This window comes from Amycolatopsis sp. NPDC003861 (assembly GCF_053605405.1).
The window spans coordinates 1-24,693 of sequence record NZ_JBSGJD010000020.1 but is presented as its reverse complement, the minus strand read 5'-3'; the positions used below and the strand labels follow the sequence as shown (position 1 = coordinate 24,693).

The 24,693-nt window shown below is 72.7% G+C and carries 23 protein-coding genes; 14 read left to right on the top strand and 9 right to left on the bottom strand.

The genetic code is table 11. From position 1 onward, the window contains the following. The first annotated feature begins 69 nt into the window (after positions 1-69). The 3 genes from ACWEVN_RS08105 to ACWEVN_RS08095 all read left to right on the top strand — a co-directional run bounded on the left by ACWEVN_RS08105 (position 70) and on the right by ACWEVN_RS08095 (position 2,959). On the top strand, positions 70-1,266 hold the full coding sequence (locus tag ACWEVN_RS08105; protein ID WP_452050707.1) for a cytochrome P450: 1,197 nt from the start codon (positions 70-72) through the stop codon (positions 1,264-1,266). Between the two features lie 47 nt (positions 1,267-1,313). After that, a complete protein-coding gene (locus tag ACWEVN_RS08100; RefSeq protein WP_452050706.1) occupies positions 1,314-2,141 on the top strand; it encodes an SCO6745 family protein in 828 nt (275 codons plus the stop codon). 62 nt (positions 2,142-2,203) lie between these two features. Further along, positions 2,204-2,959 (top strand): SDR family NAD(P)-dependent oxidoreductase, encoded by a 756-nt coding sequence (locus tag ACWEVN_RS08095; protein WP_452050705.1) that lies wholly within the window; start codon positions 2,204-2,206, stop codon positions 2,957-2,959. A gap of 29 nt (positions 2,960-2,988) precedes the next feature. Here ACWEVN_RS08095 and ACWEVN_RS08090 read toward each other — a convergent pair whose 3' ends face one another. Beyond that, a complete protein-coding gene (locus ACWEVN_RS08090) occupies positions 2,989-3,543 on the bottom strand; it encodes a CGNR zinc finger domain-containing protein (RefSeq protein WP_449686355.1) in 555 nt (184 codons plus the stop codon). A gap of 82 nt (positions 3,544-3,625) precedes the next feature. Between ACWEVN_RS08090 and ACWEVN_RS08085 the strand changes: the two genes are divergently transcribed. From ACWEVN_RS08085 to ACWEVN_RS08070, 4 genes are all read left to right on the top strand, one after another. Continuing rightward, positions 3,626-4,507 carry an alpha/beta fold hydrolase gene (locus tag ACWEVN_RS08085; protein ID WP_452050704.1) on the top strand — a complete coding sequence of 294 codons (882 nt, stop codon included), beginning with the start codon at positions 3,626-3,628 and terminating at the stop codon, positions 4,505-4,507. Between the two features lie 67 nt (positions 4,508-4,574). Further along, a complete protein-coding gene (locus ACWEVN_RS08080) occupies positions 4,575-6,626 on the top strand; it encodes a PQQ-dependent sugar dehydrogenase (RefSeq protein WP_452050703.1) in 2,052 nt (683 codons plus the stop codon). Between the two features lie 74 nt (positions 6,627-6,700). After that, complete coding sequence (locus tag ACWEVN_RS08075; RefSeq protein WP_449686358.1) at positions 6,701-7,309, top strand: TetR/AcrR family transcriptional regulator; 609 nt, start codon at positions 6,701-6,703, stop codon at positions 7,307-7,309. Between the two features lie 74 nt (positions 7,310-7,383). Then, complete coding sequence (locus ACWEVN_RS08070; RefSeq protein WP_452050702.1) at positions 7,384-8,145, top strand: alpha/beta fold hydrolase; 762 nt, start codon at positions 7,384-7,386, stop codon at positions 8,143-8,145. Between the two features lie 159 nt (positions 8,146-8,304). Here ACWEVN_RS08070 and ACWEVN_RS08065 read toward each other — a convergent pair whose 3' ends face one another. Next, positions 8,305-9,330, bottom strand: coding sequence for a carbohydrate kinase family protein (locus ACWEVN_RS08065; RefSeq protein ID WP_449686360.1), 1,026 nt, complete (start codon positions 9,328-9,330; stop codon positions 8,305-8,307). A 161-nt stretch (positions 9,331-9,491) separates the two neighbouring features. Here ACWEVN_RS08065 and ACWEVN_RS08060 point away from each other — a divergent pair, with 161 nt between their 5' ends. Next, positions 9,492-10,772 (top strand): 6-phospho-beta-glucosidase, encoded by a 1,281-nt coding sequence (locus ACWEVN_RS08060; protein ID WP_452050701.1) that lies wholly within the window; start codon positions 9,492-9,494, stop codon positions 10,770-10,772. Here ACWEVN_RS08060 and ACWEVN_RS08055 read toward each other — a convergent pair. Beyond that, positions 10,769-11,470, bottom strand: coding sequence for an SDR family NAD(P)-dependent oxidoreductase (locus tag ACWEVN_RS08055; protein ID WP_452050725.1), 702 nt, complete (start codon positions 11,468-11,470; stop codon positions 10,769-10,771). The genes ACWEVN_RS08060 and ACWEVN_RS08055 overlap by 4 nt on opposite strands. A 195-nt stretch (positions 11,471-11,665) precedes the next feature. On the opposite strand from ACWEVN_RS08055, the gene ACWEVN_RS08050 reads away from it, so the two are divergent. Further along, complete coding sequence (locus ACWEVN_RS08050) at positions 11,666-12,856, top strand: cytochrome P450 (protein ID WP_452050700.1); 1,191 nt, start codon at positions 11,666-11,668, stop codon at positions 12,854-12,856. A 142-nt stretch (positions 12,857-12,998) separates the two neighbouring features. After that, positions 12,999-14,723, top strand: a complete 1,725-nt coding sequence (kstD, locus tag ACWEVN_RS08045; RefSeq protein WP_452050699.1) for a 3-oxosteroid 1-dehydrogenase — start codon at positions 12,999-13,001, stop codon at positions 14,721-14,723. On the opposite strand, the gene ACWEVN_RS08040 is transcribed toward kstD, so the two are convergent. Genes ACWEVN_RS08040 through ACWEVN_RS08030 form a run of 3 tightly spaced genes read right to left on the bottom strand, consistent with a single transcriptional unit; the run spans position 14,720 to position 17,553 of the window. Further along, positions 14,720-15,742 carry an LLM class flavin-dependent oxidoreductase gene (locus ACWEVN_RS08040; RefSeq protein WP_452050698.1) on the bottom strand — a complete coding sequence of 341 codons (1,023 nt, stop codon included), beginning with the start codon at positions 15,740-15,742 and terminating at the stop codon, positions 14,720-14,722. The two genes, kstD and ACWEVN_RS08040, sit on opposite strands and share 4 nt — an antisense overlap. A gap of 36 nt (positions 15,743-15,778) precedes the next feature. Further along, entirely contained in the window at positions 15,779-16,951 is a 1,173-nt protein-coding gene (locus tag ACWEVN_RS08035) for a Glu/Leu/Phe/Val dehydrogenase dimerization domain-containing protein (protein WP_452050697.1), read from the bottom strand. A gap of 20 nt (positions 16,952-16,971) precedes the next feature. Further along, entirely contained in the window at positions 16,972-17,553 is a 582-nt protein-coding gene (locus tag ACWEVN_RS08030) for a TetR/AcrR family transcriptional regulator (RefSeq protein ID WP_452050696.1), read from the bottom strand. Between the two features lie 203 nt (positions 17,554-17,756). Here ACWEVN_RS08030 and ACWEVN_RS08025 point away from each other — a divergent pair, with 203 nt between their 5' ends. Next, positions 17,757-18,509: a trypsin-like serine peptidase gene (locus ACWEVN_RS08025; RefSeq protein ID WP_449686367.1), complete on the top strand. Its 753-nt coding sequence runs from the start codon at positions 17,757-17,759 to the stop codon at positions 18,507-18,509. 62 nt (positions 18,510-18,571) lie between these two features. On the opposite strand, the gene ACWEVN_RS08020 is transcribed toward ACWEVN_RS08025, so the two are convergent. Then, the gene (locus tag ACWEVN_RS08020; RefSeq protein ID WP_452050695.1) at positions 18,572-19,399 is read right to left on the bottom strand and encodes a hypothetical protein; all 828 of its coding nucleotides are present in this window, start codon (positions 19,397-19,399) and stop codon (positions 18,572-18,574) included. Between ACWEVN_RS08020 and ACWEVN_RS08015 the strand changes: the two genes are divergently transcribed. Then, the gene (locus ACWEVN_RS08015; RefSeq protein ID WP_449686374.1) at positions 19,281-19,520 is read left to right on the top strand and encodes a hypothetical protein; all 240 of its coding nucleotides are present in this window, start codon (positions 19,281-19,283) and stop codon (positions 19,518-19,520) included. The two genes, ACWEVN_RS08020 and ACWEVN_RS08015, sit on opposite strands and share 119 nt — an antisense overlap. 58 nt (positions 19,521-19,578) lie before the next feature. Here the strand turns inward: ACWEVN_RS08015 and ACWEVN_RS08010 are convergent, their stop codons facing one another. Then, positions 19,579-20,211 carry a TetR/AcrR family transcriptional regulator gene (locus ACWEVN_RS08010; protein WP_452050694.1) on the bottom strand — a complete coding sequence of 211 codons (633 nt, stop codon included), beginning with the start codon at positions 20,209-20,211 and terminating at the stop codon, positions 19,579-19,581. A gap of 87 nt (positions 20,212-20,298) precedes the next feature. Here ACWEVN_RS08010 and ACWEVN_RS08005 point away from each other — a divergent pair, with 87 nt between their 5' ends. Beyond that, positions 20,299-21,999, top strand: a complete 1,701-nt coding sequence (locus ACWEVN_RS08005; protein ID WP_452050693.1) for a TIGR03086 family metal-binding protein — start codon at positions 20,299-20,301, stop codon at positions 21,997-21,999. 534 nt (positions 22,000-22,533) lie between these two features. After that, a complete protein-coding gene (locus tag ACWEVN_RS08000; RefSeq protein ID WP_452050692.1) occupies positions 22,534-23,304 on the top strand; it encodes an alpha/beta fold hydrolase in 771 nt (256 codons plus the stop codon). Here the strand turns inward: ACWEVN_RS08000 and ACWEVN_RS07995 are convergent. Further along, positions 23,270-24,693 (bottom strand): helix-turn-helix domain-containing protein (locus ACWEVN_RS07995; RefSeq protein WP_452050691.1); only part of this gene is annotated, 1,424 nt, incomplete at its 5' end. The genes ACWEVN_RS08000 and ACWEVN_RS07995 overlap by 35 nt on opposite strands.

Sequence of the window (24,693 nt, the reverse complement as noted above, 5' to 3'; positions counted from 1 at the left end):
GCGGCGCGCGGCCGCCGTTCTCTCCATGGTGGAAGTGTTGGAACCACCGGAAGAGAGAGGGGATCCGCCGTGACGGCCGCTCCCGAAACCCCGGCCCTCCCGACGACCCGGCCGGCCGGCTGCCCGTTCGACCCGCCCGGGACCTTCGCCACCCTCCGGGAAACCGCACCGACGGCCAAGGTGCGCTGCCCGGCGGGCATGGACGCGTGGCTGGTGACCCGGTACGCCGACGTCCGCGCGGTGCTCGCCGACCGCACGCTGAGCTCGCGCGGCGCGTCTTCGGTGCACGTGAACCCGAACGCGGACCTGGATTTCGAGGTCAGCCCGGGTTCGATCATCCAGCTCGACGGGGCCGCGCACGCCCGGCTCCGGAAGAAGGTGATCGCGGAGTTCACGGTGCGGCGCGTGGAGGCGTTGCGGGGGTACGTGCGTTCGCTGGTGGAGAGCCACCTCGACGCGATGCTCGCGCGGCCCGGCCACGCGGATCTGGTGCAGGACTTCGCGTTGCCGATCCCGTCGCTGGTGATCTGCGAGCTGCTCGGGGTGCCGTACGAGGATCGGTCGCACTTCCAGCGCCAGAGTGCGACGTTGGTGAGCACGGACGCGACGCGTGAGGAAGGCGAGGAGGCGTACGACACGCTTTCGGGGTTTCTCGCCGAGTTGTTCGTCTCGAAGCAGCGGAATCCGCAGGACGATCTGTTCAGCAGGCTGTCATCCGGTGCTTCCGACGCGTTGACCATGGAAGAACTGGTGGTGCTCGGCCTGAGCCTGCTGGTGGCGGGCCACGAGACGACGGCCAACATGATCGCGCTGAGCACACTGGTCCTGCTGGAGAACCCGGGCCTGCTCGCCGGCGCGCTCGCCTCGCCGGACCGCGCGGTGGAGGAACTGCTGCGGTACCTGTCGGTGGTGCAGTGGGGCGTGCTGCGGTACGCGACAGCGGACGTGCAGATCGGCGCCCGGTCGGTGCGGGCGGGCGAGTGGCTGGTGGCGGCGTTGAACTCGGCGAACCGGGACGAGTCCGTGTTCACGGGCGCGGACAAGCTGGACTTCGGCCGCGAGTCGCCCCGGACGCACGTGGCGTTCGGCTTCGGAGCGCACCAGTGCGTGGGTCAGCAGCTGGCCCGGGTGGAGCTGCAGGAAGCGTTGACGGGCTTGTTCCGGCGTGTGCCGGATTTGCGGCTGGGGGTGGCGCGGGAGGAGCTGGAGTTCAAGCACAACACGCTCGTGTACGGGGTCCGGGAACTGCCGGTCGCCTGGGGGTGAAATCCGGGAGCATGTGACGGCACCGGCTGACCCCGTGAGGAGGGCCCATGACAGCTCGTCGCCTCTGGGTGGCTGTGGAACCACTGCACGCCGTCGTCTACTTCGCGCCTCAGACGGCCGAAGCGGCGAAGGCGGCCGGCCTGCGTGGCTACTGGATGGGCTACTTCGCGGGGCGGCTGGCTCCTCTCGGCCCGATCGGCCCCGAAGCTGCGACGGCGATGCTGTTCGGCTTCGCGCCGTCGATGGTGGCGCGGGCCTTGCCGGACGCCTGGTCGTTCGCCTCGCCCGAGGCCGTCGTCGGCTCGCGGATGGCCGCGGTGGCGTCGGCGCTGTGCACGGTCGCGGACGACGTCTCGGAGCTGAGCGCGCTGCTGTGGCGGGCGGTGGACGCGTGCGAGTTCGGCGGCCGCCCGCTCGCGGCGGCGTGGGCGGCGGTGCCGAAGCCGGCGGACGCGCTGTCGAGCCTGTGGCTGGCCGCGACGATCCTGCGTGAGCACCGCGGCGACGGCCACGTCCTCGCGGCGGTCCACGCCGGGCTGAGCGGCCTGGAGACGACGCTCACCCACATCGGGGACGGCGTGCTCGCCCGCGCCGGCATCCAGCCCCACCGCGGCTGGACGGACGCGCAGTGGGACGCAGCCGCCGAGCGGCTGCGGGCCCGCGGCATCCTCGACGCGGACGGCGTCCTCACCGAGGCGGGCCGTGCCCTGCGCCGCGGCGTCGAGGACGACACGGACCGGCTGGCGGCGGCCCCGGTGGCGGCGCTGGGCCCCGACGTCGACCGGCTGCTGGCGCTGGCGGTGCCGCTGAGCCGGGCGGTGATCGACCGCGGGCTGGTCACCATGCCGAACCCGGTCGGGGTTCCGCGGCCCTGACGTGTCGATTCCGGGCGCGCCCGTTCGACGCACCGGTAAAACCGGACACTCGGGAGGACTTCATGACGTTGCTCGCCGGCAAGAACGCGATCGTCTACGGCGCCGCGGGGCGGATCGGCACGGCGGTGGCCACCGCCTTCGCGGAGGAGGGCGCGCGGGTGTTCCTCGCCGGCCGCACCCGCTCCCGGCTGGAGGAGGTCGCCGGCCGGATCCGCGCGTCCGGCGGCCGGGCCGAGACGGCGGAGGTCGACGCCCTCGACGAGCGCGCGGTCGACGAGCACGCCGCGGCGGTGGCGGCCGAGGGCGGGATCGGCGTCTCGTTCAACCTGATCGGCCACGGCGACGTCCAGGGCACCCCGCTGGTGGAGATGGCCCTCGCGGACTACGAGCGCCCGGTGCTGACGGCGGTCCGCACCCAGTTCCTGACCGCCCGCGCGGCCGCCCGGCACATGATCGGCCGGCGATCGGGGGCGATCCTGTTCTTCGGCGGCGCGGGCGACCCGGTGCGGGAGTTCTCGGTCGGCGGGCTGCAGGTGGCGTTCCACGCGCTGGAGGCGATGCGCCGCCAGCTCGCGGCCGAACTGGGGCCGCACGGGATCCGCACGGTGACGCTCCGCACCGGTGGCATCCCGGAGACGATCCCGGACGGTTTCGCCGGCCGCGCGGAGCTGGAGGAGAACATCGCGGGCAAGACGATGCTCGGCCGCGCGGCCACCCTGGCCGACGTGGGAGCGGTGGCGGCGTTCGTCGCGTCGGACCGGGCGGCCTCGATGACGGCCGCCACGGTCAACGTCAGCTGCGGCGCGCTGGTCGACTAGCGCGACAGCAGGCCCGCGGCGGCCGGGCCTCAGCGGGATCCGTCGCGCTGCTCGACCACCAATCGCTGGTGCCGGGCAGCGCGCACCCGGTCGCCGCAGGTGGTCGAGCACCAGCGGCGGCGGGCGTGCTCGCGGACGTAGTACCTGATGCACCCGTGGGCCTCGCACGGCCGCAGCAACGGCCCCAGTTCGCCGCTCACCACCTCGATCGCGTCGCGGGCCAGCGCCCCCACCGCCGCGTCGAGGCCGCCCGGCCGGGCGCTGTCCCACGAGCGGGCCGGCCCGTCGCCCCAGGTCAGCGCGAGCGCGGCCCCGTCCGCGCGGGCCGCCGCGTTCACCGCCGACACCGCCGCCGGGGAGGGCGCACCGCCCGAGGCCAGCGCCGCCAGCAGCTCGCGGACCGCCGAACGCAACTCCGTCAGCCGGCGCAGCGACGCCGCGTCCGGCACCGCCGCCGCCAGCCCGCGCGAGCCCAGCCACGAAACCGCCGAGCCGGGTGAGGCGAGGTCGTCCGCCGCCACGCGCTGGGTGTTGACCAGCGCCAACGCCGGCGAGCGGTCCTCGCCCGGTGCCGCCGTGACCATGTCCGCCTCCCGATGTCCGTCCCCCGAGTGTCCCCGACCGTTGACAGCCTACGCCGTCTCATGGATAAATGAGCAAGTAAACATGAGACGCAGGGAGGCAACCGTGCACCACCGCTACGCCACCGTCGACGGCCACCGGCTCTTCTACCGGGAGGCCGGCCCCGCCGACGCCCCGACGATCGTGCTGCTCCACGGCTTCCCGACGAGCTCGCACATGTTCCGGCACCTCATCCCCGCCCTGGCCGACCGCTACCACGTCGTCGCGCCGGACTACCTCGGCGCCGGTGCCTCCGATGCCCCGTCCACCAGCGAGTTCACCTACACCTTCGACGCGCTCGCCGAACTCACGCTCGGCCTGCTCGACCAGCTCGGCCTCGGCCGCTTCGCGCTCTACATCCAGGACTTCGGCGCGCCGGTCGGCCTGCGCATCGCGACCGCGAACCCCGATCGGGTGACCGCGATCGTCACCCAGAACGGCAACGCCTACGTCGACGGCCTCGGCGCCGGGCTCCCGCAGAAGCTCGCCGCCGGCACGCTGACCGAGGACGACCTGCGCGGCATGGTCACCCTCGAAGCCACCAAGGCGCAGTACCTCGACGGCGTGCCCGACCCCACGCTGGTCAGCCCGGACGTTTGGATCCACGACCAGGCGCTGCTCGACCGGCCCGGCGCCGCCGCGATCCAACAGGCGCTGCTCGCCGACTACCACCACAACATCGCCCTGTACCCGAAGTTCCACGAGTACTTCCGGACCAGCCGGGTGCCGCTGCTCGCCGTCTGGGGCGGCAACGACGAGATCTTCATCGCCGACGGCGCCCGCGCCTACGCCCGCGACCTGCCCGACGCCGAAGTCCACCTGCTCGATTCCGGCCATTTCGCCCTCGAGACGCACCTGGATTCGATCGCCGGGTACATCCGCGGTTTCCTCGGCCGGGTGCTGCCCGTTGGCCGGGACGCCGGTTGACCACCGGACCGCCGTGCTCGTAGGGTTTTCCCGACCTCCGCCGTCGTCATCAGCCATGGAGGACGGTATGAGTCGACTGATCCGGGCGGGGGCGATCGCGGTCGCGCTCACCGCCGCGGCGAGCACCCCGGCGGCCGCCGCGGACCCGTTGCTGTCGCAGGGAAAGCCGGTCACCGCGTCCTCGTCGGGCGGCTGCTGCCCGGCGGCGAACGCGGTCGACGGCGACAGCGCGACCCGCTGGGCGAGCGCGGCCGGTGTCGATCCACAGTGGATTTACGTGGACCTCGGCGCGGCGGTGCACGTCAGCCGCGTCCGGCTGCAGTGGGACGCTTCCTGCGCCACCGCCTACGAAATCGACACGTCCACCGACCACGTCACCTGGACGAAGATCTACGCGACGGACGCGGGCAAGGGCGGCGTCGAGGACCTCACCGCCCTCGACGGCACCGGCCGGTACGTCCGGGTGTACGGCACGAAACGCTGCCGCACCGACTCGTCGAAGGGCTATTCGCTGCAGGAATTCGGCGTCTACGGTTCGGGTGGCGACGTCCAGCCGCCGTCGCCGCCCGGCACGCCGACGCTCGTCGGGGTCACCCCCACGAGTGCCACGATCGAGTGGACCGCGGCGACCGACAACACCGGCGTCACCGGCTACGACGTCTACCGTGACGGCCAGCTCTGCGCCGGCACCACCGGCGCGCTCACCGCGACCTGCGGCAACCTCGGCCCGAACGGCAGCTACGGCTTCTACGTCAACGCCCGCGACGCCGCCGGGAACGTCTCCCAGGCCAGCGGAACGCTCCAGGTGAAGACGCCGCCGTGGGACGACCACACGCCGCCGTCCGCGCCGACGAACGTGCACACCACCGCCGTGAACAGCACCTCGATCGGGCTCGCGTGGACGGCGTCGACCGACGACGTCGGCGTCACCGGCTACCGGATCTACCACGGCACCACGCAGATCGGGACGTCCGACACGGCGAGCACCACGCTCGGCGGCCTGACCCCGAACACCGCCTACCACCTCCAGGTGCGGGCGGTCGACGGGAACGGCAACCTCGGCGACCCGAGCACGCCGGTCCTGGACGTCACCACCACCGGCGGGTCGAACTGCACGCCGTCGCAGGGGGTCTGCGGCGCCACGCAGGTCGGCACGGACGACGACGTCGTGTGGGGCCTGGTGACCCTGCCGGACGGCACGATCCTCTACAACCAGCGTGACGCGCACGCCATCGTCCACCTGAACCCGAAGACCGGCGCGAAGAAGACGATCGGCACCGTTCCGAACGTGCAGAGCACCGACGGCGAAGGCGGCCTGACCGGGCTGGAGATCAACCCGGTGTCGTTCGGCTCCGACCACTGGCTCTACATCATGCACACTTCGGGCAGCGACAACCGGATCGTGCGGATCAAGTACGACCCGGCCGCCGATTCGCTGACCACGAGCACCGAGCAGGTCCTGCTGACCGGCATCGCGCGCAACAAGTTCCACAACGGCGGCCGGCTGCGGTTCAGCCCGGACGGCCGGTACCTGTTCGCGGGCACGGGCGACGCGCAGAACAGCGGCAACGCCCCGAACACCGGCAGCCTCAACGGAAAGGTGCTGCGGATCAACCCGGACGGCTCGATCCCGGCGGACAACCCGTTCCACAACGCGGTGTGGAGCTACGGCCACCGCAACGTCCAGGGCCTGGCGTTCGACTCCCAAGGCCGGTTATGGGAGCAGGAGTTCGGCAACAGCGTCATGGACGAGACGAACCTGATCGTGAAGGGCGGCAACTACGGCTGGCCGTCCTGCGAAGGGACGTCGGGTTCGTGCGACGGGTTCATCGCGCCGAAGAAGACGTACCCGGTGGCGCAGGGTTCGTGCAGCGGCATCACGATCATCCGTGACGCGCTGTACGTGGCCTGCCAGCGCGGGGCGCGGCTCTACCGCGCGGTGATCAGCGGCAGCTCGCTGACGAACTTCCAGACGTTCTTCAACGGCACCTACGGCCGGCTCCGCACGGCCGAGCCCGCGCCGGACGGGCAGATGTGGCTGGCCACCAGCGTGGACGGCGACAAGGACAGCACACCGCACAACAGCCACAACAAGATCCTGCGGGTGTCGGTGGGGTAGGTCCGGCCGGCCCGGTGGTCGGCGGAGCGTGGCACACTTCGTCGACCACTTCGCCCGGCAGGGGAGCACCGCGCATGACCGATCGTCCGGCGAGGCGAACGCAGGAGCAACGACGCGCCGAGACCGAGCGGCGCGTGCTGGACGCGGCCATGGCGCTCATCGCGCGCAGCGGCTCGCGCGCCGTCACCCTCGCCGAGGTCGGGGAAGCCGCCGGCTACAGCCGCGGCATCGTCTACCACCACTTCGGCAGCCGGGAACGGCTGCTGGAAGCCGTGCTCGACGCGGCGCAGCGGTTCGACGTCCCCGCCTACGACGGGGACGGCCTGGAGCACCTGGTGCGGATCGTCGAGGCGTACCTGCGCAACGTCGTGCGGCGCACCCCGTCGGCGCGCGCCTTCCTGCAGCTGTGGGGCGAGGCGATCGCGGCCGACCCCCTGCTGGCGCCGCTGTTCGCCCGCCGGGACGCCGACTTCCGGCAGCTGCTGGCGGACGTGGTCCGCCAGGGCGTCGCCGATGGGTCCGTCCGGTCCGACGTGCACCCGGCCGCGGCCGCTGTGCTGGTCGTCGCCCTGGTCCGGGGGACCGGGCTGCAGCTGATCGCCCAGCCCCCGGTGCGCAACGTCCCCGCCCTCATCCGCGAGGCGACGCGCTCGGTCCGCGCGGCGTTCGCCGTCGCGCCGTAGTTTCCGGCCGTGGCCGCCCGGCGCCGGTCGCTGCTACACTTACTTGCAGACATGCACGCAAGTTAGGAGTGGAGATGGCTGTTCCCCTGGTACTCGTGCACGGCAACCCGGAGAACTCAGGCGTGTGGGGACCGCTGATCGCCGCCCTCGGCCGGGACGACGCGGTGACGCTGTCCCCGCCCGGTTTCGGGGTGCCCGCGTCGGACGGCTTCTCCGCCACGGTGGCGGGCTACGGCGAGTGGCTCGCCGCGCGGCTGGAGCAGTTCAAGGAACCGGTCGACCTGGTCGGCCACGACTGGGGCGGCGCGCACGTCGCCCAGATCGCGATGACCCGCCCGGACCTGATCCGCAGCTGGGCCTCGGACGCGCTCGGCCTCTTCGCGCCGGACTACGTCTGGCACGCGCGGGCGCAGGTGTGGCAGCAGGAAGGGGCGGGCGAGGCCTCGGTGAAGGAGATCTTCGGCGGCAGTTTCGAGCAGCGGCTGGCGGTCGTCACCGCGCTCGGGATGACCGGCCCGGCCGCGGAACGCGTGGCCGCCGGGATGGACGACGGCATGGGGCGGGCGGTGCTCTCGCTCCTGCGGTCGGCCGCCCAGCCCGCGATGGCCGAGGCGGGCCGCGACCTCGCGAAGGCCCGGCAACGGCCCGGGCTGGCCCTGATCGCCCTCGCGGACGCCGACCAGGCCAGCGGAACTCCCGCGCAGCACCGGTTCGCCGGCGAGGCCGCCGGTGCCGAGATCGCCGAGCTCCCCGGTACCGGGCACTGGTGGCCGGTGACGGACCCGCACCCGGTGGCGCGCGCCCTGACCGCGTTCTGGTCCCGTTTGGACGGTTAGCCGCCGAGGAGACGCGAGAGCGCAGGAGGTGCTCTCGCGTCTCCTCGCGGCCGACGCCGTCAGCCAGTCGACCTCGACCATCCCCGGCAGCAGCGCGCTGTCCACGTGGAAGGCAGGCTCGGCGTCCATCAGCTGGTCAGGGCCGGCACCTGGGCCGGGTCAGCGCCAGGCGTCGTCGCCGAAGCCGAGGGTCACCGGGCCGCGGCGGGTGCCGGCCACGGTTTCGGACGGCAGCACGTCGTCCAGGAACGCGTACTCCGGGCTGCGGGTCCGCGCGTGCCACTGCGCGATCTCGTGCCAGCCCGGGGCGGCCAGCGCGCCGCCGAAGTGCTGGACCGACAGGCTCGCCGTCAGGCACGCGAACCGCAGCCGCTCCACCAGCGGCCAGCCCGTCAGCGTCGCGGCCACGAACCCGGCGCCGAACACGTCGCCCGCGCCCGTCGCGTCGAGCACGTCGACCGGCAGCGCCGGGACCGCCGCCGTCTCGCCGGTCGTCCCGTCCACCGCCAGCACCCCCTCGCCGCCGCGGGTGATCACCGCGATCGGGACCAGCTCCGCCAGCCGGGCCAGCGCCGCCTCGGGCGTGTCCGTGCGGGTGTAGCGCATCGCCTCGATCTCGTTCGGCACGAACGCGTGGCAGCACCCCAGCTGCTCCAGCAGCGCCGGCGACCAGGCCTCGGACGGGTCCCAGCCGACGTCGGCGAACACCAGGCTGCCCGACTGGTGCGCGCTGTGCACCCATTCGGCGGTGTCGAGGCCGATGTGCGCCACCGTCGCCCGGCTCGGCGGCGGCGAACCGGCGAGCTCCGCGACCGGGACGGGCGGCGGGTGGCCGTGGGTGACCATCGCGCGGTCGTCCGCGTAGGCCAGCGAGACCGTCACCGGCGAATGCCACTCCGGGAACCGCCGCGACCGCGACAGGTCGATGTGCTCCTGGCGGGCCAGCACGTCCCAGCAGTAGCGCCCGTAGACGTCGGTGCCGAACGCCGCCGCCAGCGACGTCCGCAGGCCGAGCCGGCTCAGCGCGACGGCGAAGTTCGCGATCCCGCCCGGCCCCGAGCCCATGCCGCCCGTCCACACCTCGGTGCCCGGCGCCGGCGGGCGTTCGAGCCCGGTGAAGACCAGGTCGAAGAACAGCAGGCCGGACAGGAAGACGTCGACTTCGGGGGTGGGCTCAGCCGGCACGGGCGCCTCCACGGCGATCACTCGGGTGGTCGGCCCGAGCCTGCGTCAGCGAACGGAGAATCGCAAGAGCTGGGCCGTTTCGGCCACGGATTGCGTGCTCCCGGCTGCTAGGGTCGGCGAATGCGGCACGGCTGTGACTCGAACGAGCGAAGCGGCCGCCCATGAGGCTGGCGATCCTCGGCGGCGGCGGGTTCCGCGTGCCGCTGGTGCACGGGGCGCTGCTGGCCGGCGGCGAGGTCACCGAGCTCGTCCTGCACGACGTCGACGCCGGGCGCCTCGCGGCGATCGAACGGGTCCTGGCCGAGCAGGCGGACGGCGTCGCGGACGCGCCACGGGTCCGCACCACCACCGACCTCGCCACCGCGGTGTCCGATGTGGACTTCGTGTTCTCGGCCATCCGCGTCGGCGGCCTGCGCGGCCGCCGGCTGGACGAGCGGATCGCGCACGCGGAAGGCGTGCTGGGCCAGGAAACCGCCGGCGCGGGCGGGATCGCCTACGGACTCCGGACGGTCCCGGTCGCGGTCGCCCTCGCGCGGCTGGTCGGCGAGCTGGCGCCGCGCGCGTGGGTCATCAACTTCACCAACCCCGCGGGGCTGGTCACCGAAGCGATGGCCGCGCACCTCGGCGGCCGGGTGATCGGCATCTGCGACTCGCCGGTCGGGCTCTGCCGCCGCGTCGGCCGGGCGCTCGGGATCGACGCGGCGGCGGCGAAGTTCGACTACGCGGGGCTCAACCACCTCGGCTGGCTCCGCTCGGTGCGGGTCGGCGGCGAGGACGTCCTGCCGCGGCTGCTGGCCGACTCCGCCGCGTGCGAGTCGTTCGAGGAGGGCCGGCTCTTCGGCGCGGACTGGCTGCGCACGCTCGGCGCGATCCCCAACGAATACCTGCATTACTACTACTTCGCCCGCGAGGCCGCGGGTTCGGAGTCGCGCGGGGCGTTCCTCCTCGAGCAGCAACGCGGTTTCTACGCGGAGCCTTCGCTGGCTTCGTGGGAACGCACGCGCCTGGAACGCGAAGCGACGTACATGGCCGAAACGCGCGAAGGGGAGCGTGACGACCTCGAAGGCGGCGGCTACGAGAAGGTCGCGCTGGCCTTGATGCGCGCCCTCGCGCACGGCGAACGCACGACGCTGATCCTCAACGTCCGCAACGGTTCCGCCCTGCCAGGCGTGCCGGGTGACGCGGTCGTCGAGGTCCCGTGCGTGGTCGACGCCGGCGGCGCCCGCCCGCTCGCCACCGGGCCCCTCGCCGACCACGCGCTCGGCCTGGTGACGACGGTCAAGGCCGTCGAGCGGGCCGTGATCGAAGCGGCGACGACGGGTTCGCGGGCGGCGGCGCTGCGGGCGTTCGCGCTGCACCCGCTGGTCGGCTCGGTGCCGGTCGCCCGGCGGCTGCTCGACGCCTACGCCGCCGCGCACCCGGAACTCGCTTATCTCGCCTAGACCGCCGCCATCGCGTTGAACTCCGCTTCGGCTTCCCGCTCGGTGTAGACCTGCCATGCCCGTTCGGCGATGTCGTCCGGATCGAGCGTGCCCACGCTGAAGCCGTGGTCCTGCGCGGTGAACGCGCGGTGGATGTCGCCGCGTTCGATGAGGCCGCCGATGGTGAGGATCCCGGCGTGGACGCCCGTTTCGCGCAGGGCTTCGTGCAGCGTGAGCACGTACATCCGCAGCGCCGCCGACGCCGGGGCGAGGCTGCCGAGCATCGGCATCGGGTACTTGCCGCTCAGGCCACCGGCGAAGAGCAACGACCCCGAGCCGCGCTTCACCAGGCCCGGCAGCACGGCTTCGACCAGTTGCGCCGCCGGGCGCACGACGGAATCGAACGTGGCGCGCAGGGTGCCGGCACCGGCTTCGGTGAGCGGCGTGATGCCCGGGCCCGCCGTGGCGTCGGCCGGCCCGAAGTACACCGTGTCGATCTCGCCGGCGTCGGCGGTGATGCGGACGAGCACGTCGCGGAGCCCGTCTTCGTCGGTGACGTCGGCCGTGTAGGTGCGGGCATCGATCCCGGCCAGGGACGCGCGGTAACTCGCGTGCCGCGTGTCGGTGCGGGAAACCAGCGCGGTCGTGAAGCCTTCGCGGCCGAACCGGTGGGCGATCGACAGGCCCAGTCCGGGGCCGGCCCCCAGGACGGCGAGCACTTTTGGCAAAGCAACCTCCTCAAGTTGAGTACACTCTCAACTTAGCCACAACTTGAGGAGGACGTCAACTTACTGCTTGTGTCCACATAGGACACCACGCGGGTGAGGCCGTCCGGGCGGTTTCCGGCGTCCGGACGGGTTTCCCGTGGTCGACCGCCTTCCGCGATGCCGGGAGGGGCGCCCATCATCGGCGGCATGACCGCTGTCTACCCCGCCGAGAAGGACCACCCCGCCGTCCCGATGGGGGAGGTCTACGCCGGGCACCCGCCGATGTCCCGGATCGCGTTCCCCAGCGGGCACGAAGGCTGGCTGGTGACCCGCTACGACGACGTCCGCACGGTCTTCTCCGACCCGCGGTTCAGCCGCAACCTGCTGTACCCGGGTGCGCCGTGCCTGATCGAGCCGGGCGATTTCTCGACCGGCGAGCACAGCATCCTGAACCTGGACCCGCCCGACCACACGCGCCTGCGGCGGCTGTCGGCGCAGGCGTTCACCGTCCGCCGGATCGCCGCGCTGCGGCCGCGGATCCAGGAGATCGCCGACGAGCTCGTCGACGCGATGATCGCGCACGGGCCGCCGGCGAACCTGGTCGAGGCGTTCGCCTTCCCGTTGCCGACGCTGGTCATGTGCGAGCTGCTCGGCGTCCCGTTCGCCGGCCGCGCGCGGTTCGCGCGGTGGTCGCGCGTGATCGTGACGCCGATGCAGCACGCGCCCGCCGACGTCGAGCAGGCCCGCCGCGACGGCGCCGAGGACATGGCCGCGCTGGTGGCGGAGAAGCGCGCCCGGCCCGCGGACGACTTCCTGAGCGCGCTGGTGCACGCCCGCGACGAGGACGGCGACCGGCTCACCGAGCCGGAGCTGATCGACCTGGCCACCCAGCTGCTGCTCGCCGGCCACGAGACGACGGTCAGCCTGATCGGCTGCGGGATCGTCCTGCTGAGCCGGCACCCGGAGCAGCTGGCGGCGTTGCGTGCCGATCCCGCGCTGACGCCGGGGGCGGTCGAGGAGATCATGCGCTACGACGGCCCGGTCGACTCGTCCCTGCTGCGCGTCGCGCTGGAGGACGTCACGCTGAGCGGGGTGCTGGTGCGCCGCGGGGAGGCGGTGCTGGCGCACGTCGGGGCCGCGAACCGGGACGAGAACGCGTTCCCGCCGGCGGCGGCGTTCGACATCCGCCGGAAGGACGCACCGCAGCTCGGCTTCGGGCACGGCATCCACTTCTGCTTGGGCGCGGCACTCGCCCGGCTCGAAGGCGAGATCGCGCTGCGGGCGCTGCTGGACCGGCTGCCGGGGCTGGACCTGGCGGTACCGTGGGAGACGATCACCTGGCGGCCGCCGCTGTCGGTGCGCGGGCCGGAGGAGGTGCCGGTGACCTGGCGGGGGTGAGCCTGCGCCGAATGCCCGTTCCCATTGACTCCGGCGGCCGAGCCGCGCCGGGCGGCACTGCTCCACTCGGGTAGAACCTGTTCCAGTTTAAGGTCGTGCCGGAGACCATGACCCTCGCCGTTCCCGCGAGCGAGGAGTCGCCATGGATGCCGACCTGACCCGCCGCCAGCTCCTCCGCGGCAGCGCCGCCGGGGTGGGCCTCGCCGTCACCGCCGGGCTCGCGGCTCCGGCCGCCGCGGCGCCGGCGGGGGAGTACGACGTCGTCGTGGTCGGCTCCGGCGCCGCCGGCATGACCGCGGCCTTGGCCGCGGCCAAACGCGGGCTGAGCGTCGTCGTGCTCGAGAAGGCGCCGACCTTCGGCGGGTCCGCGGCCCGGTCCGGGGCCGGCATCTGGATCCCCAACAACCAGGTGCTGCTCGCCGCGGGCGTCCCGGACACGCCCGCGAAGGCCGCGCAGTACCTCGCCGCCGTCGTCGGCCCGGACGTGCCGGCCGCGCGTCAGGAGGCCTTCCTGCGCAACGGCCCGGCGATGATCTCGTTCGTCCTGGCCAACAGCCCGCTGCGGTTCCGCTTCATGGAGGGCTACAGCGACTACTACCCGGAGCTGCCGGGCGGGCTGCCGAACGGCCGGTCGATCGAGCCGGACCAGTTCGACGGGAACCTGCTCGGTGCCGAGCTGGCGAACCTGAACCCGCCCTACCTCGCCACCCCGCCCGGGCTCGTCGTCTTCAGCGCCGACTACAAGTGGCTGAACCTGGCCCTGGTGAACGCCAAGGGTGCCGCGGTCGCCGCCGAGTGTCTCGCCCGCGGCACCGCTGCCGCGCTGGCCGGGCAGAAGCCGCTCACCATGGGGCAGTCGCTCGCCGCCGGCCTGCGCGTGGGCCTGCAGCGGGCGAACGTCCCGGTGCTGCTCAACACCCCGCTCGTCGACCTGAACGTCGAAAACGGCGCGGTGACCGGGGTGGTGACGCCGAGCGGGCTGGTGCGGGCCCGGCGCGGGGTGATCGTCGGCTCCGGCGGGTTCGAGCACAACGCGGCGATGCGCGCGCAGTACCAGCGGCAGCCGATCGGCACCGACTGGACCGTCGGCGCGAAGGAGAACACCGGCGACGGCCACCGCGCCGGGCAGCGGGCCGGCGCCGCGCTCGACCTGATGGACGACGCCTGGTGGGGCCCGGCCCTCCCGACCCCGGGCGACCCGTACTTCTGCCTGGCCGAGCGGACCCTGCCCGGCGGGCTGATCGTGAACCAGGCCGGGCAGCGGTTCGTCAACGAAGCCGCGCCCTACAGCGACGTCGTGCACACCATGTACGACAAGAACCCGGCGGCCCCGGACATCCCGGCCTGGCTGATCGTCGACCAGAACTACCGCAACCGGTACCTCTTCCGCGACATCGCGCCGCTGCTGCCGTTCCCGGACGCCTGGTACAGCGCGGGCGCGGTCTTCAAGGCGTCGAGCGTCCAGGGCCTGGCCACGCAGATCGGCGTGCCGTCCGCCGTCTTGAAGTCCACTGTGGACCGCTTCAACGGCTTCGCCCGCGCCGGCGCCGACCCCGACTTCCGCCGCGGCGCGAGTGCGTACGACCACTACTACACGGACCCGTCGGTGGCCCCGAACTCCTGCCTGGCCCAGCTGAAGCAGGCGCCGTACTACGCGCTGCGGCTGGTCCCCGGCGACCTCGGCACGAAGGGCGGCATGCGCACGGACGCCCGGGCGCGCGTGCTGCGCCCGGACGGCTCGGTGATCCCCGGCCTGTACGCGGCGGGCAACGCGAGCGCGGCGGTGATGGGCCACAGCTACGCCGGCGCGGGGTCGACCATCGGCCCCGCGATGACGTTCGGCTACATCGCCGCGAACGACGTCTAGAACTCCTTTTCCACCAGCGGGAGCACCTCGGTGCCGAGCAGTTCGATGGCCCGCATGACTTCGGCGTGCGGGACACCGGACCAGTCCATCTGCATGGCGTACCGGTCCGCGCCGGTGAGCTTGCCGACCGCGATCAGGCGTTCGGCGATCTCCTGCGGGCTGCCGACGAACAACGCGTTCGCGTCGCGGGTGAACTCGTCGTACTCCGCGCGGGTCGGGACCGCCCAGCCGCGGGCGCGGGCGCCGTACTTCATCGTCTCGAGCCAGTACGGGTAGAAGACTTCCTTGGCGTCCTGGGACTTCTCGGCGATGAAGCCGATCGCGCCCATGGTGACGTGCAGGTCCTGCTGTTCGCCCGCTTCCCCGGCGCGGCGATAGAGGTCGACGAGCGGGGCGAAGCGCTCGGGCTGTCCGCCGATCACCGCGTACACCACCGGCAGGCCGAGCAGGCCGGCGCGGATCGACGACTCGGGGTTGCCGCCGGTGCCGACCGAGATGCGCAGGCGCTCCCCGTACGGCCGGGGCAGGATCCGCGCGTTCTCCAGCGGCGGCCGGAACTTGCCGGACCAGGTCAGCGGGTCTTCGCGGTCGATGCGCAGGAGCAGCGCGAGCTTCTCCTCGAAGAGCTCGTCGTAGTCGCCGAGGTCGTTGCCGAACAGCGGGAACGACTCGGTGAACGACCCGCGCCCGGCGAGCAGCTCGGCGCGGCCGTGACTGAGCTGGTCGAGCGTGGTGAACTGCTGGTAGAGGCGGACCGGGTCCTCGGTGCTCAGCACGGTGACGGCGGAGCTCAGGGTGATCTGGTTCGTCACGCTCGCGGCGGCGGCCAGCACCGTGCCGGGGTTCGAGATCGCGTACTGGTCGAGGTGGTGCTCGCCGAGGCCGTAGAAGCCCAGGCCCAGCTCGTCGGCGAGCTTGATCCGCTCGAGGGTGTTGGCCAGCGTCCGCGCGACGGTGGGCTGGTCGCCGGTGCGCGGGTCCGGCGCGCGGTCGCCGAAGCTGTAGATGCCGAGTTTCATACAACGCTCAACTACTTTGGGGGCGGATTCGTTCCCTCACCCGAACCGGGCCTGGATGGCCTCGAGGTTCTTCTCCGACAGCTGCAGCGCGGCGTCGCGGAGGCTGAGGCCGTCGAGCGTGGCGACCTCGAACATGCCGGTCACCAGGCCGCGCATCCGGGCGCGGACCTTGCCGAAGGCTTCCTCGGCGTCCGCGCCGACGTCGCCGAACAGCGTCCACCACCACCAGGAGTTGGTCGCCGAGTTGGCGACGAAGTCCGGCACCACGCGGATCCCGCGCCGGTCGAGGAGCTCCTCGGCGTCCGGGGTGACCGGCAGGTTCGCGGCCTCGACGATGAGGTGCGCGCCGATCTTGGCCTGGTTGTCGGCGTCGATGCAGTAGGAGATCGCCGCCGGCACCAGCACCTCGGCCGGCACGTCCAGCCACGCTTCCGGGGGCAGCAGCTCGTCGCCGGGCTTGAGGTTGTCGCGGTCGATGCCGCCGAAGCGGTCGCGGTGCCGGAGCAGGTTTTCGACGTCGAGCCCGTCCGGGTTGGCGACCACCCCGCGCACGTCCGAGACGCCGACGACACGCAGCCCGGCGTCGGCGAGGAAGCGGGCGGTGGCGCCGCCCATCGCGCCGAACCCCTGGAGCACCACCCGGTTCGGCCGGCCGGCCATGCCGAGCAGCTCGAGCCCGGTGAGCGTGGCCTGCGCGACGCCGAGGCCGCCGACCAGCTCGTCGAGCCCCAGGCCGCCGACCTCGATCCGGAAGGCCTCCGCGAGCCGGGCGGTCGCCGCGTCGCGGTCTTCGAGCAGCGGGTAGACGGCCTGGACCGGGCTGAGCAGGCCGATTTCGGCGATGACGCCGTCGATGACGTCCTGGCGCAGGCCCAGGTCCTCACCCATGGTCCAGTATTGCTCGATGAGCGGCCGCATGGCGTGCAGGTACCGGGCGACGACGTCGCGGGCGCGCTCGTCGTAGGGGTCGAAGTCGATACCGCCCTTGGCGCCGCCGAGGGGGATGTAGCGGCCGTCGGGGTCGTAGTTGAGGCCTTCCTTGAGCGTCATGCTGCGGGCCAGGCCGCGGACCTCGAACAGCGAGCAGCCGCGGCGCATCCGCAGCCCGCCGCTGGCGACGCCGCGCACGAGCCGGTCGATCACCAGGTAGCCGCGGCACCCGGTGACGGGGTCGGTCCACGCCACTTCGAGCAACGCCGTTCCGCTCATCGCCCCTCCTGATCCCCCGGTCAACACCCGAGCTCGTGCGCCATCGCCTGGGCGACCCACCGCTCGCAGTCCCCGGTGGTGACCGTGCCCTGCCGGGCGACGACCTGGACGGCGAGCCCGTCGAGCAGCGCGGTCAGCCGCCACGCGGCGCCGTGCGGATCGGGGCACCGGAAGGTCCCGGCCCCGACACCCTCCGCGATCAGCGCGACGACGGCGTCCCGCCACCGCAGGTCGAGCCGCTGCAGCACGGCCCGCAGGGCGGCGTCGCGCATCGCGGCGGCGCCGGCTTCGATCCACAGCGGCCAGTTGTCGTGCTTGGTGGGCCCGTACAGGGCGAGAACGGCGCGCAGCCGCTTGTCGGCGGGGCCGCTTTTGCCGAGCTCGTGGTCCAGCTTGCCCAGTTCGTGCTCGGCGGCCTGCCGGAAGGCTTCGATGACGAGCGTTTCGAGGGTCCCGAAGTGGTAGAAGATCAGCGCGGTGCTGACGTCGAGTGAGTGAGCGACATCGGCGGCCCGCACCCCGGCGATCCCCCGGGACCGGATCTGCGCGAGAGCGGCCCGCACGATCTCGTCCCGCCGCACGGCGACGGCCTTCCGCATCATGCGGTCACCGTACCGAGGGGGATGGGTGCGTGGGAGGCGCCGAATGTGGGTTCCTCGGCCTGTGCGGACAGTCAGGAGCGCAGGTGAGGATGGGTGACCCTCGCGGCAGCCGAGCCTGTGCCGCGCTGTGAGGTCACTATGAGGTCGCTGTGCATCGGCCCGCGCACGCTGCGGACACGGCGTCCCTGTGGTGATCTGGACCGGTGGCGATCAAGTTTCCCCGCACCGCGCTGACGGCCGCGGCGGCGTTGCTGGTCCTGGGGACCGGGCTGGTCCTCGGCACCGGCACGACCGCCGACGACGCCTACGCCGCGGGCGCGATCACCACCACTCCCGTCCCCACCACCCCCACCGCAGCCCCGGCGAAGCCCGCCGCGTCCCCGGTCGGTGCGCTGTTCGCGAACGGAAGCCACTTCTGCACGGCGAGCGTCGTCCACTCGACGGCGGGCGACCTCGTCCTCACCGCCGCGCACTGCGTCCGGGACGGCATGACCTTCGCCCCCGGCTACCACGACGGCGTCGCGCCGTTCGGACAGTGGGCGGTGACCTCGGTGGCCGTCGCCGGTGGCTGGACGTCGTCGAACGATCCCGATCTGGATTTCGCGTTCCTGACCGTCCGGCAGGCCGGAAACCCCGCCTCGCTGGAAAGCCTCACCGGCGCGAACGTGCTCGGCACGAATCGCGGATTCGAGCACCGGATCACCCTCACGGGCTACCCCGACACGACCGATTCCCCGGTGGTCTGCGCCGGCGACACGACGCGTTCCGACACTTATCAGCTGCGCGTGGCGTGCCCCGGTTTCCCGGACGGAACCAGCGGCGGGCCGTGGGTCACCGACGGCGCCGTCATCGGCGTGATCGGCGGTTACCAGCTCGGCGGCGACACCCCGGACGTTTCCTACAGCGCCTATTTCGACGACGACATCGCGAAGCTGTACGCCTCGGTCACGGGCTGAAAACGCGAACCGGGCCCGTGTCCCTGGCGGAGGACACGAGCCCGTTCACCTCTCGTCAACCCTCAGCAGGTCACGATGAGCCCGGTGAGCGCCGAGCACGTCTTCGACGCGCTGTCGTTGGCGGCATTGGGATCCGCGGGCGAACTCGCCGTCCGCTTCGCCGTCGTGGTGTACGAACCGAGCGCGAGCAGGCCGCCGTTCACCGAGAACTTCGGCGTCGCCGACGTGCCGCTGGCCAGCGAAGCAACGTCACAGTTCACGGTCCGGGTGCCGCTGACGTGGGTGCAGCCGCTGCCGCTGGCGAACGACAGACCGGCCGGATACGTGGCCACGACCCGGGTTCCGGTCGCCGCGGCCGGGCCGTTGTTCGTCACGGTCACCGTGTAGTCGATGCGCGCGTTCAGCCCGCCGTGCCCGGTGGCGCCCAGCGCGACCTTGACGTCCGCCTGCGTGGACGGCTCGGCGACGGTGATCACGGGGCCGTCGAGGGTTTCGAAGGAGTAGTTGTCCCCGACGAACTGGTGCTGCAGCGTGAACTGCCCCGGCGTCGCGGTGTCCTTGACGCGCAAGGTCCACACCGTGGTCTTCGTGCCGCCCGCCTCGAGGTCGCCGAAGGCGGCGCGGTAGCTGCTGCCGGCCTGGAAACAGCCGACCGCCGTGGTGTTGGTGCAGGACACGATGTCGGCGACGTCGACGATCGCGGTCGGCGTGCCGTAAATGGCGCCCTTCGCGAAAGTCACCGTGAAATCGCGGTCGTTGTGAATGGTTTGCGTGACCGTGAACGTCTGTCCCGGAAGTACCGTGGTGGGACTGACTTCGACGGAACTGGTGGGCGTGTCCGCCTGCGCGGCGGGGGCGATTGCGATGAACGCCGTGGCCAGTGCGGCCACCGAAGACAGGATCGTGGTCCGTCGCCAGCTTCTTTGCATAGTCGTCATCTCGCTGTTCCGGTCCGGGAATGCCGCTCTGACTGATGGTGCATTGGGGTCTTTTCTGGACAGCCGACGCTGATCAGTCGTCGCACTCCCGGAATTCGTTACCGCCATCCGGACGCGTTGCGGGGCCGCCGTCAGGAGGGACGCCAGCGGCCGTTCATCTCACCCGGCCGCGGCGGCGGGCCCGGCAGATCCGGACCTTTCGCCGACAACCCCTCGACGAGCAGCGCGAGGTACCGGTGGCGCAGCTCCGACGTCCGGTCCTGGTCGTCGACGCGGATGGCGGCGCAGCACTCGAGGATCATGCCGATGTCCTCGGCGACGGCGTCCGCGCGCAGCCGCCCGGACGCGTGCGCCCGCTCGACCAGGTGCTTGGTCAGCTCGCCCGCCCGCCGCGCGTCCCGGCCCATCTCGGGGGTCGGGGTGAACGTGCCGGCGAGGTGGACGGTCAGGGAGTGCACGTCGAGTTCGACGACCCGGGCGAGGAACCCGGTCAGCGCCGCCCAGCCGTCCGGCTCCTCCGCGGCGACTTCGGCCTCGCCGATGTACATGAGCAGGCCGTCGTGGCAGATCTTGCAGAGCAGGGCTTCCTTGCTGGGGTAGCGGCGGTAGAGCGCGCTGATGCCGACGCCGGCGCGTTCGGCGACCTGCGAGATCGGGGCCTTCGGATCGCCGAGGAAGACGTGCCGGGCGGCGTCGAGGATCACGAGGTTGTTGCGGGCGGCCTGACCGCGGCGGCCGGGCAGGGCGGTGTCTGTCTCGCGCATCCGCCGAGATTACCACTGGAACGGATCGTTCCGGTCTGATACAGTTCGGAACGAAGCATTCCGTTCCACCCTTCCGAGGAGTTCACCATGACGGTCCCCGCCCTCCGCCCGTTCCGCGTCGAGATCCCGCAGGCCGCCCTCGCGGACCTGGAGAGCCGCCTGCGCGGGGCGCTGTGGCCGGACGAGCTGCCCGCCGAGTACGGCGTCACGAACGAGCGGGTCCGCGCGCTGGCCGAGTACTGGCTGGAGAAGTTCGACTGGCGGGCGTTCGAGGCGCGGCTGAACGCGTACCCGCAGTTCGTGGCGGAGATCGACGGCGAGGAGATCCACTTCCTGCACGTCCGCTCGTCGCGGGAGGACGCGACGCCCCTGGTGCTGACGCACGGCTGGCCGGGCTCGATCGTGGAGTACCTGGACGTGATCGGCCCGCTGACCGAGCCGGCGTCGGCCGATGAGCCGGCGTTCCACCTGGTCATCCCGTCCCTGCCGGGCTTCGGCTTCTCGGGTCCGACCCGCTCGGCGGGCTGGGACACCCACCGCACGGCGGCGGCGTGGGCCGAGCTGATGAGCCGGCTGGGCTACGAGAAGTACGGCGCGGTCGGCAACGACGGCGGGTCGATGATCTCGCCGGAGATCGGGCGGCTCGCGCCGGAGAAGGTCGTCGGCGTGCACGTCACGCAGCTGTTCTCGTTCCCGTCGGGCGACCCGGCGGAGATGGCGGACCTGAGCGAGGCCGACCAGGCCGCGCTGGCGCACCTGCAGTGGTTCTCGGAGAACATGTTCTCGTTCAACATCCTGCACAGCCAGCAGCCGCACACGCTGGCGTTCGCGCTGACGGACTCGCCGCTGGGCCTGCTGGCGTGGAACGCCCAGCTGTTCGGCGAGCACCTGGACCCGGAGTTCGTGGTGGCGAACGTGGCGCTGTACTGGCTGACCCGCACGGGCGGCTCGTCGATCCGCTTCTACTACGAGAACGCCCGCGCGACGGCGCACCCGGAGGGCCCGACGACGGTCCCGACGGCCCTGGCGATGTTCAAGGGCGACTTCCAGTCGATCCGCAGGTTCGCCGAGCGCGACCACGCGAACATCGTCAGCTGGAACACCTACGACGTCACGGCGACCGGCGGCGGCCCCCGCGACGCGGCGGGCCACTACGCGGCGCACGAAGCCACGGAGGTCCTGGTGGCGGACATCCGCAAGTTCTTCGCGGGCGTACAGGCCGGCTGGCCGGTTCTCGAGGCCGCCCACGAAGCCCTGCGCGCGGCGATCGCGGGCGTGACGGACTGGTCGGCCCCCACGCCGTGCGCGGAGTGGAACGTCACCCAGGTCCTCCAGCACGCGGCAGGAGACCAGCTCGGCTACGCGGCGGCGATCACCGGAACGGGCGGCCCGGACTTCAACCCGTTCGCCCCCTCGGGTTCGCTTTCGGTGACGGCCTCGGAGTTCCTGGAGCCCACCCTGGCGGCGGCGACCGCAGCGTTCGCAACGGTGTCCCGGGACGCCGAGGCGGTCCCGACCCCGTTGCCCCAGGGAGCCCTCCCGGCCCCGGTAGCGGTCGGAGCGGCAGCATTGGACGCGGCGGTCCACGCATGGGACATCGCGGTGGCAACGGGCCAGAAGTCCCCGCTGACGCCGGCATTGGCGGCTCACCTCCTCCCGGTGGCCCACCAGCTGGCAGAGCCCCTGCGAGGCTTCGCATACGCCCCGGCGCTGAACCCGTCCCCGGCCGACGACGCAGTGGCAACGCTGCTGAGGTACCTGGGCCGCAACCCCGAGTGGACGGCTTGAGCCTGAGCGGGGGAGCAGAAGTGCCGGGAGCCGCAGCGGCGGCGCCCGGCACTCCCGCATGCGCACCCCTCGCGCTCGCAGCTTTCGCGCCCGCGCCTCATCGGTACCCGCGCCGCCTACGTCCGCTTCCTCCGCGCTGGCGCTTTCGGTGAGCACGTGACCCGCACCCGCACCCGCCGCCCGCCGCCCGCCGCTTCGCTCGACCCTGCGCCCTTCCCGCCCGCGCCCTCCGCCCCCCCGCGCCTTCCCCGCCCGCGCCCGCCGCACCGGCACCCTCTGCACCGCCGTCCCCCGCCCCGGCTTCGCTCCACCCGAGCCCCCGACCCAGACCCCGCCCGCGCCCGCCGCACCGCCTTCGCCCGCACCGTTCGCACCCGCGGCCTCCGCGCCCGCTCCTTTTGCCCCACAGCCCTCGGCCGCGTCGCCTCCCCGCCGCACCAGGCTCCAGGCGGCGCACCCACCCGACCTGCCCGAACGAGCCGCCGTCAGCGCGAAGCAGAACCAAAACCCCAACCCACCACTAGCCTCCAAACCATGACGGCATCGGTCACCTCGCCCGACGGGACGGTCATCGGCTACGAAACCCTCGGCGACGGCCCACCGATGGTCCTCGTCCACGGCACCGGTGCCGACCACACCCGCTGGGCTGCCGTCCGGGATCGGCTCGCCCAGCGCTATCGCCTCCACCTCGTCGACCGGCGCGGGCGGGGACTCAGCCGAGCCGAAGCCGCCGACTACGACATCCGGCGCGAAGGCGAAGACATCGCCGCCGTGGCCGAAGCCGCCGGGGGCGATGTCTATCTCCTTGCGCACTCCTACGGTGCCCTCTGCGCCCTGGAAGCCGCGCGGACCACCGAAGCCGTCAGCCGGCTGGTCGCCTACGAACCGCCTCGGCCGGAGCCCGGCGGGTCGGTTGTCGGGCCCGAGGCGCGGCGCCGGATGCGGGCGGCCGACGATCCCGAGCAGATCCTCGAAATCTTCCTTCGGGAGGCGCTCCGGGTGGACGTCGAGGCCATGCGCCGCACCCCCGTCTGGGGCTCGCGGGTGGCCGCCGCGCACACGATCCCCCGGGAACTGGACGTCGTCGAAAACATGGTCTTCGATGCGCGGCTCAGTGAGATCGCCATTCCCGTCCGGCTGTTCGCCGGCACCGAAAGCCCCGGCTACCTCCGGCTGGCCGCCCACGCCGTTGCCGAACTGATCCCCGCCGCCGACGTCGTGGCGATGCGCGGCCAAGCCCACCAGGCCATGGACTTCGACCCCGGCCAGTTCACCGAGGCGGTGTTCGCGTTCGGTCCGGCGTGAGACCGCGGCGGTGCGCCCACGCCGCCACCTCCGTCCGGTTCGCCAGGCCCAGCTTCGCCAGCACGCTGCGGACGTGGCTCTCCACCGTCCGCTCCGACACCACGAGCCGCTGAGCTATCTGGCGGTTGCTCAACGGCTCGGCCACCAGCGTCACGATCTCGCGCTCCCGGCCGGTCAGCGGGTCGGCCTCGGCGCGGACCCGGTCGAGGAGCGCCGCCGCGTTCCGGACCCAGCCGGGCATGCCGAGCCGGCGGGCTTCGTCGGCCGCCTGGCGGGCCAAGGTTTCCGCGCGGGCCAGTTCGCCGAGCGCCGCCAGTTCGGCCGCCAAGCGGACGCGGTTGTGCACGACGTACGGCCGCGCGCCGAGCCGGGTGTCCCAGGCGATCGCCTCCTCGAACAACGGCACCGCCTCCGCGTGCTGCCCGAGGATCGCCGCCAGGCGACCGGCCCAGCTGCTGGAGCAGTCGCTGCAGAACGTGCCCGCCCCGCCCGAGCCGACCGGGGACGCGCCGGCCACCTGCTTGGCCAGCCATTCCGCCGTTTCGACGTCCTCGAACGCCTCCAGCAGCGGCAGCAGGTTCGGCCCGATTCCGGGTGCCTGCCCGATGAAGTCGGGGTCGCGCAGGCGGGGACGCAGGGCGTCGTACTCCGCCCACGCCTCGTCGCGGCGGCCGGTGACCAGCGCGCTCAGCGGCCGGGAGATGACCGTGATCGGCAACGGCGGGGCGATCGCCAGCAGCTCCTCGTAGCCGTCCGGGAGCTCCGCCGGGTCGCCGACCACCTCCGCCAGCTGCTGGGCGAACGCGAACGACATCCCGACCGCCGACCGGTCCTCGGCCAGTTCCGCCTCGGCGAGCTCGCGCGCCAGCCGGTTCTGCGTGCGGGCTTCGGCGAACGCGCCGCGGTAGGCCGCGACCGAGGCCCGCAGCCGCAGCTCGTGCCAGCGCACGAGCGGCAGCCGGGTCGTCGCCGCCAGCGCCGCGATCGCGGCCAGCTCGGTGTCGACGACCGGGATCGTGCCGACTTCGAACGCCGCGTCCAGCCGCCACTTGTGCCCCCACAGCGCCACCAGCGGCCGGGCGGGGCCGCCGAGGGACACCGCGAGCGCGCCCAGCCGCAGCCGCTCGGCCAGCGGGAGTTCGAACGGCCGGATCTTCATCCGGGCGCGGACGGCGTCGAGCACCGCCTCCTGGTCACCGGAGAGCTCGGCCAGCGCCAGCGCTTCGGCGGCGGTGCCGACGGCCTCGGTCGCCCGCCCGTAGTCGGCGGTGACGGCCGCCGACTGGGCCAGGAGCTTCGCGCGCACGGCCGGGTCGGCATCGGGCCCGATCGCGGCCAGCGCGGACGCCGTCAGCTCGGCCATCCCGGGCAGCAGGTCGGGCGCCGACG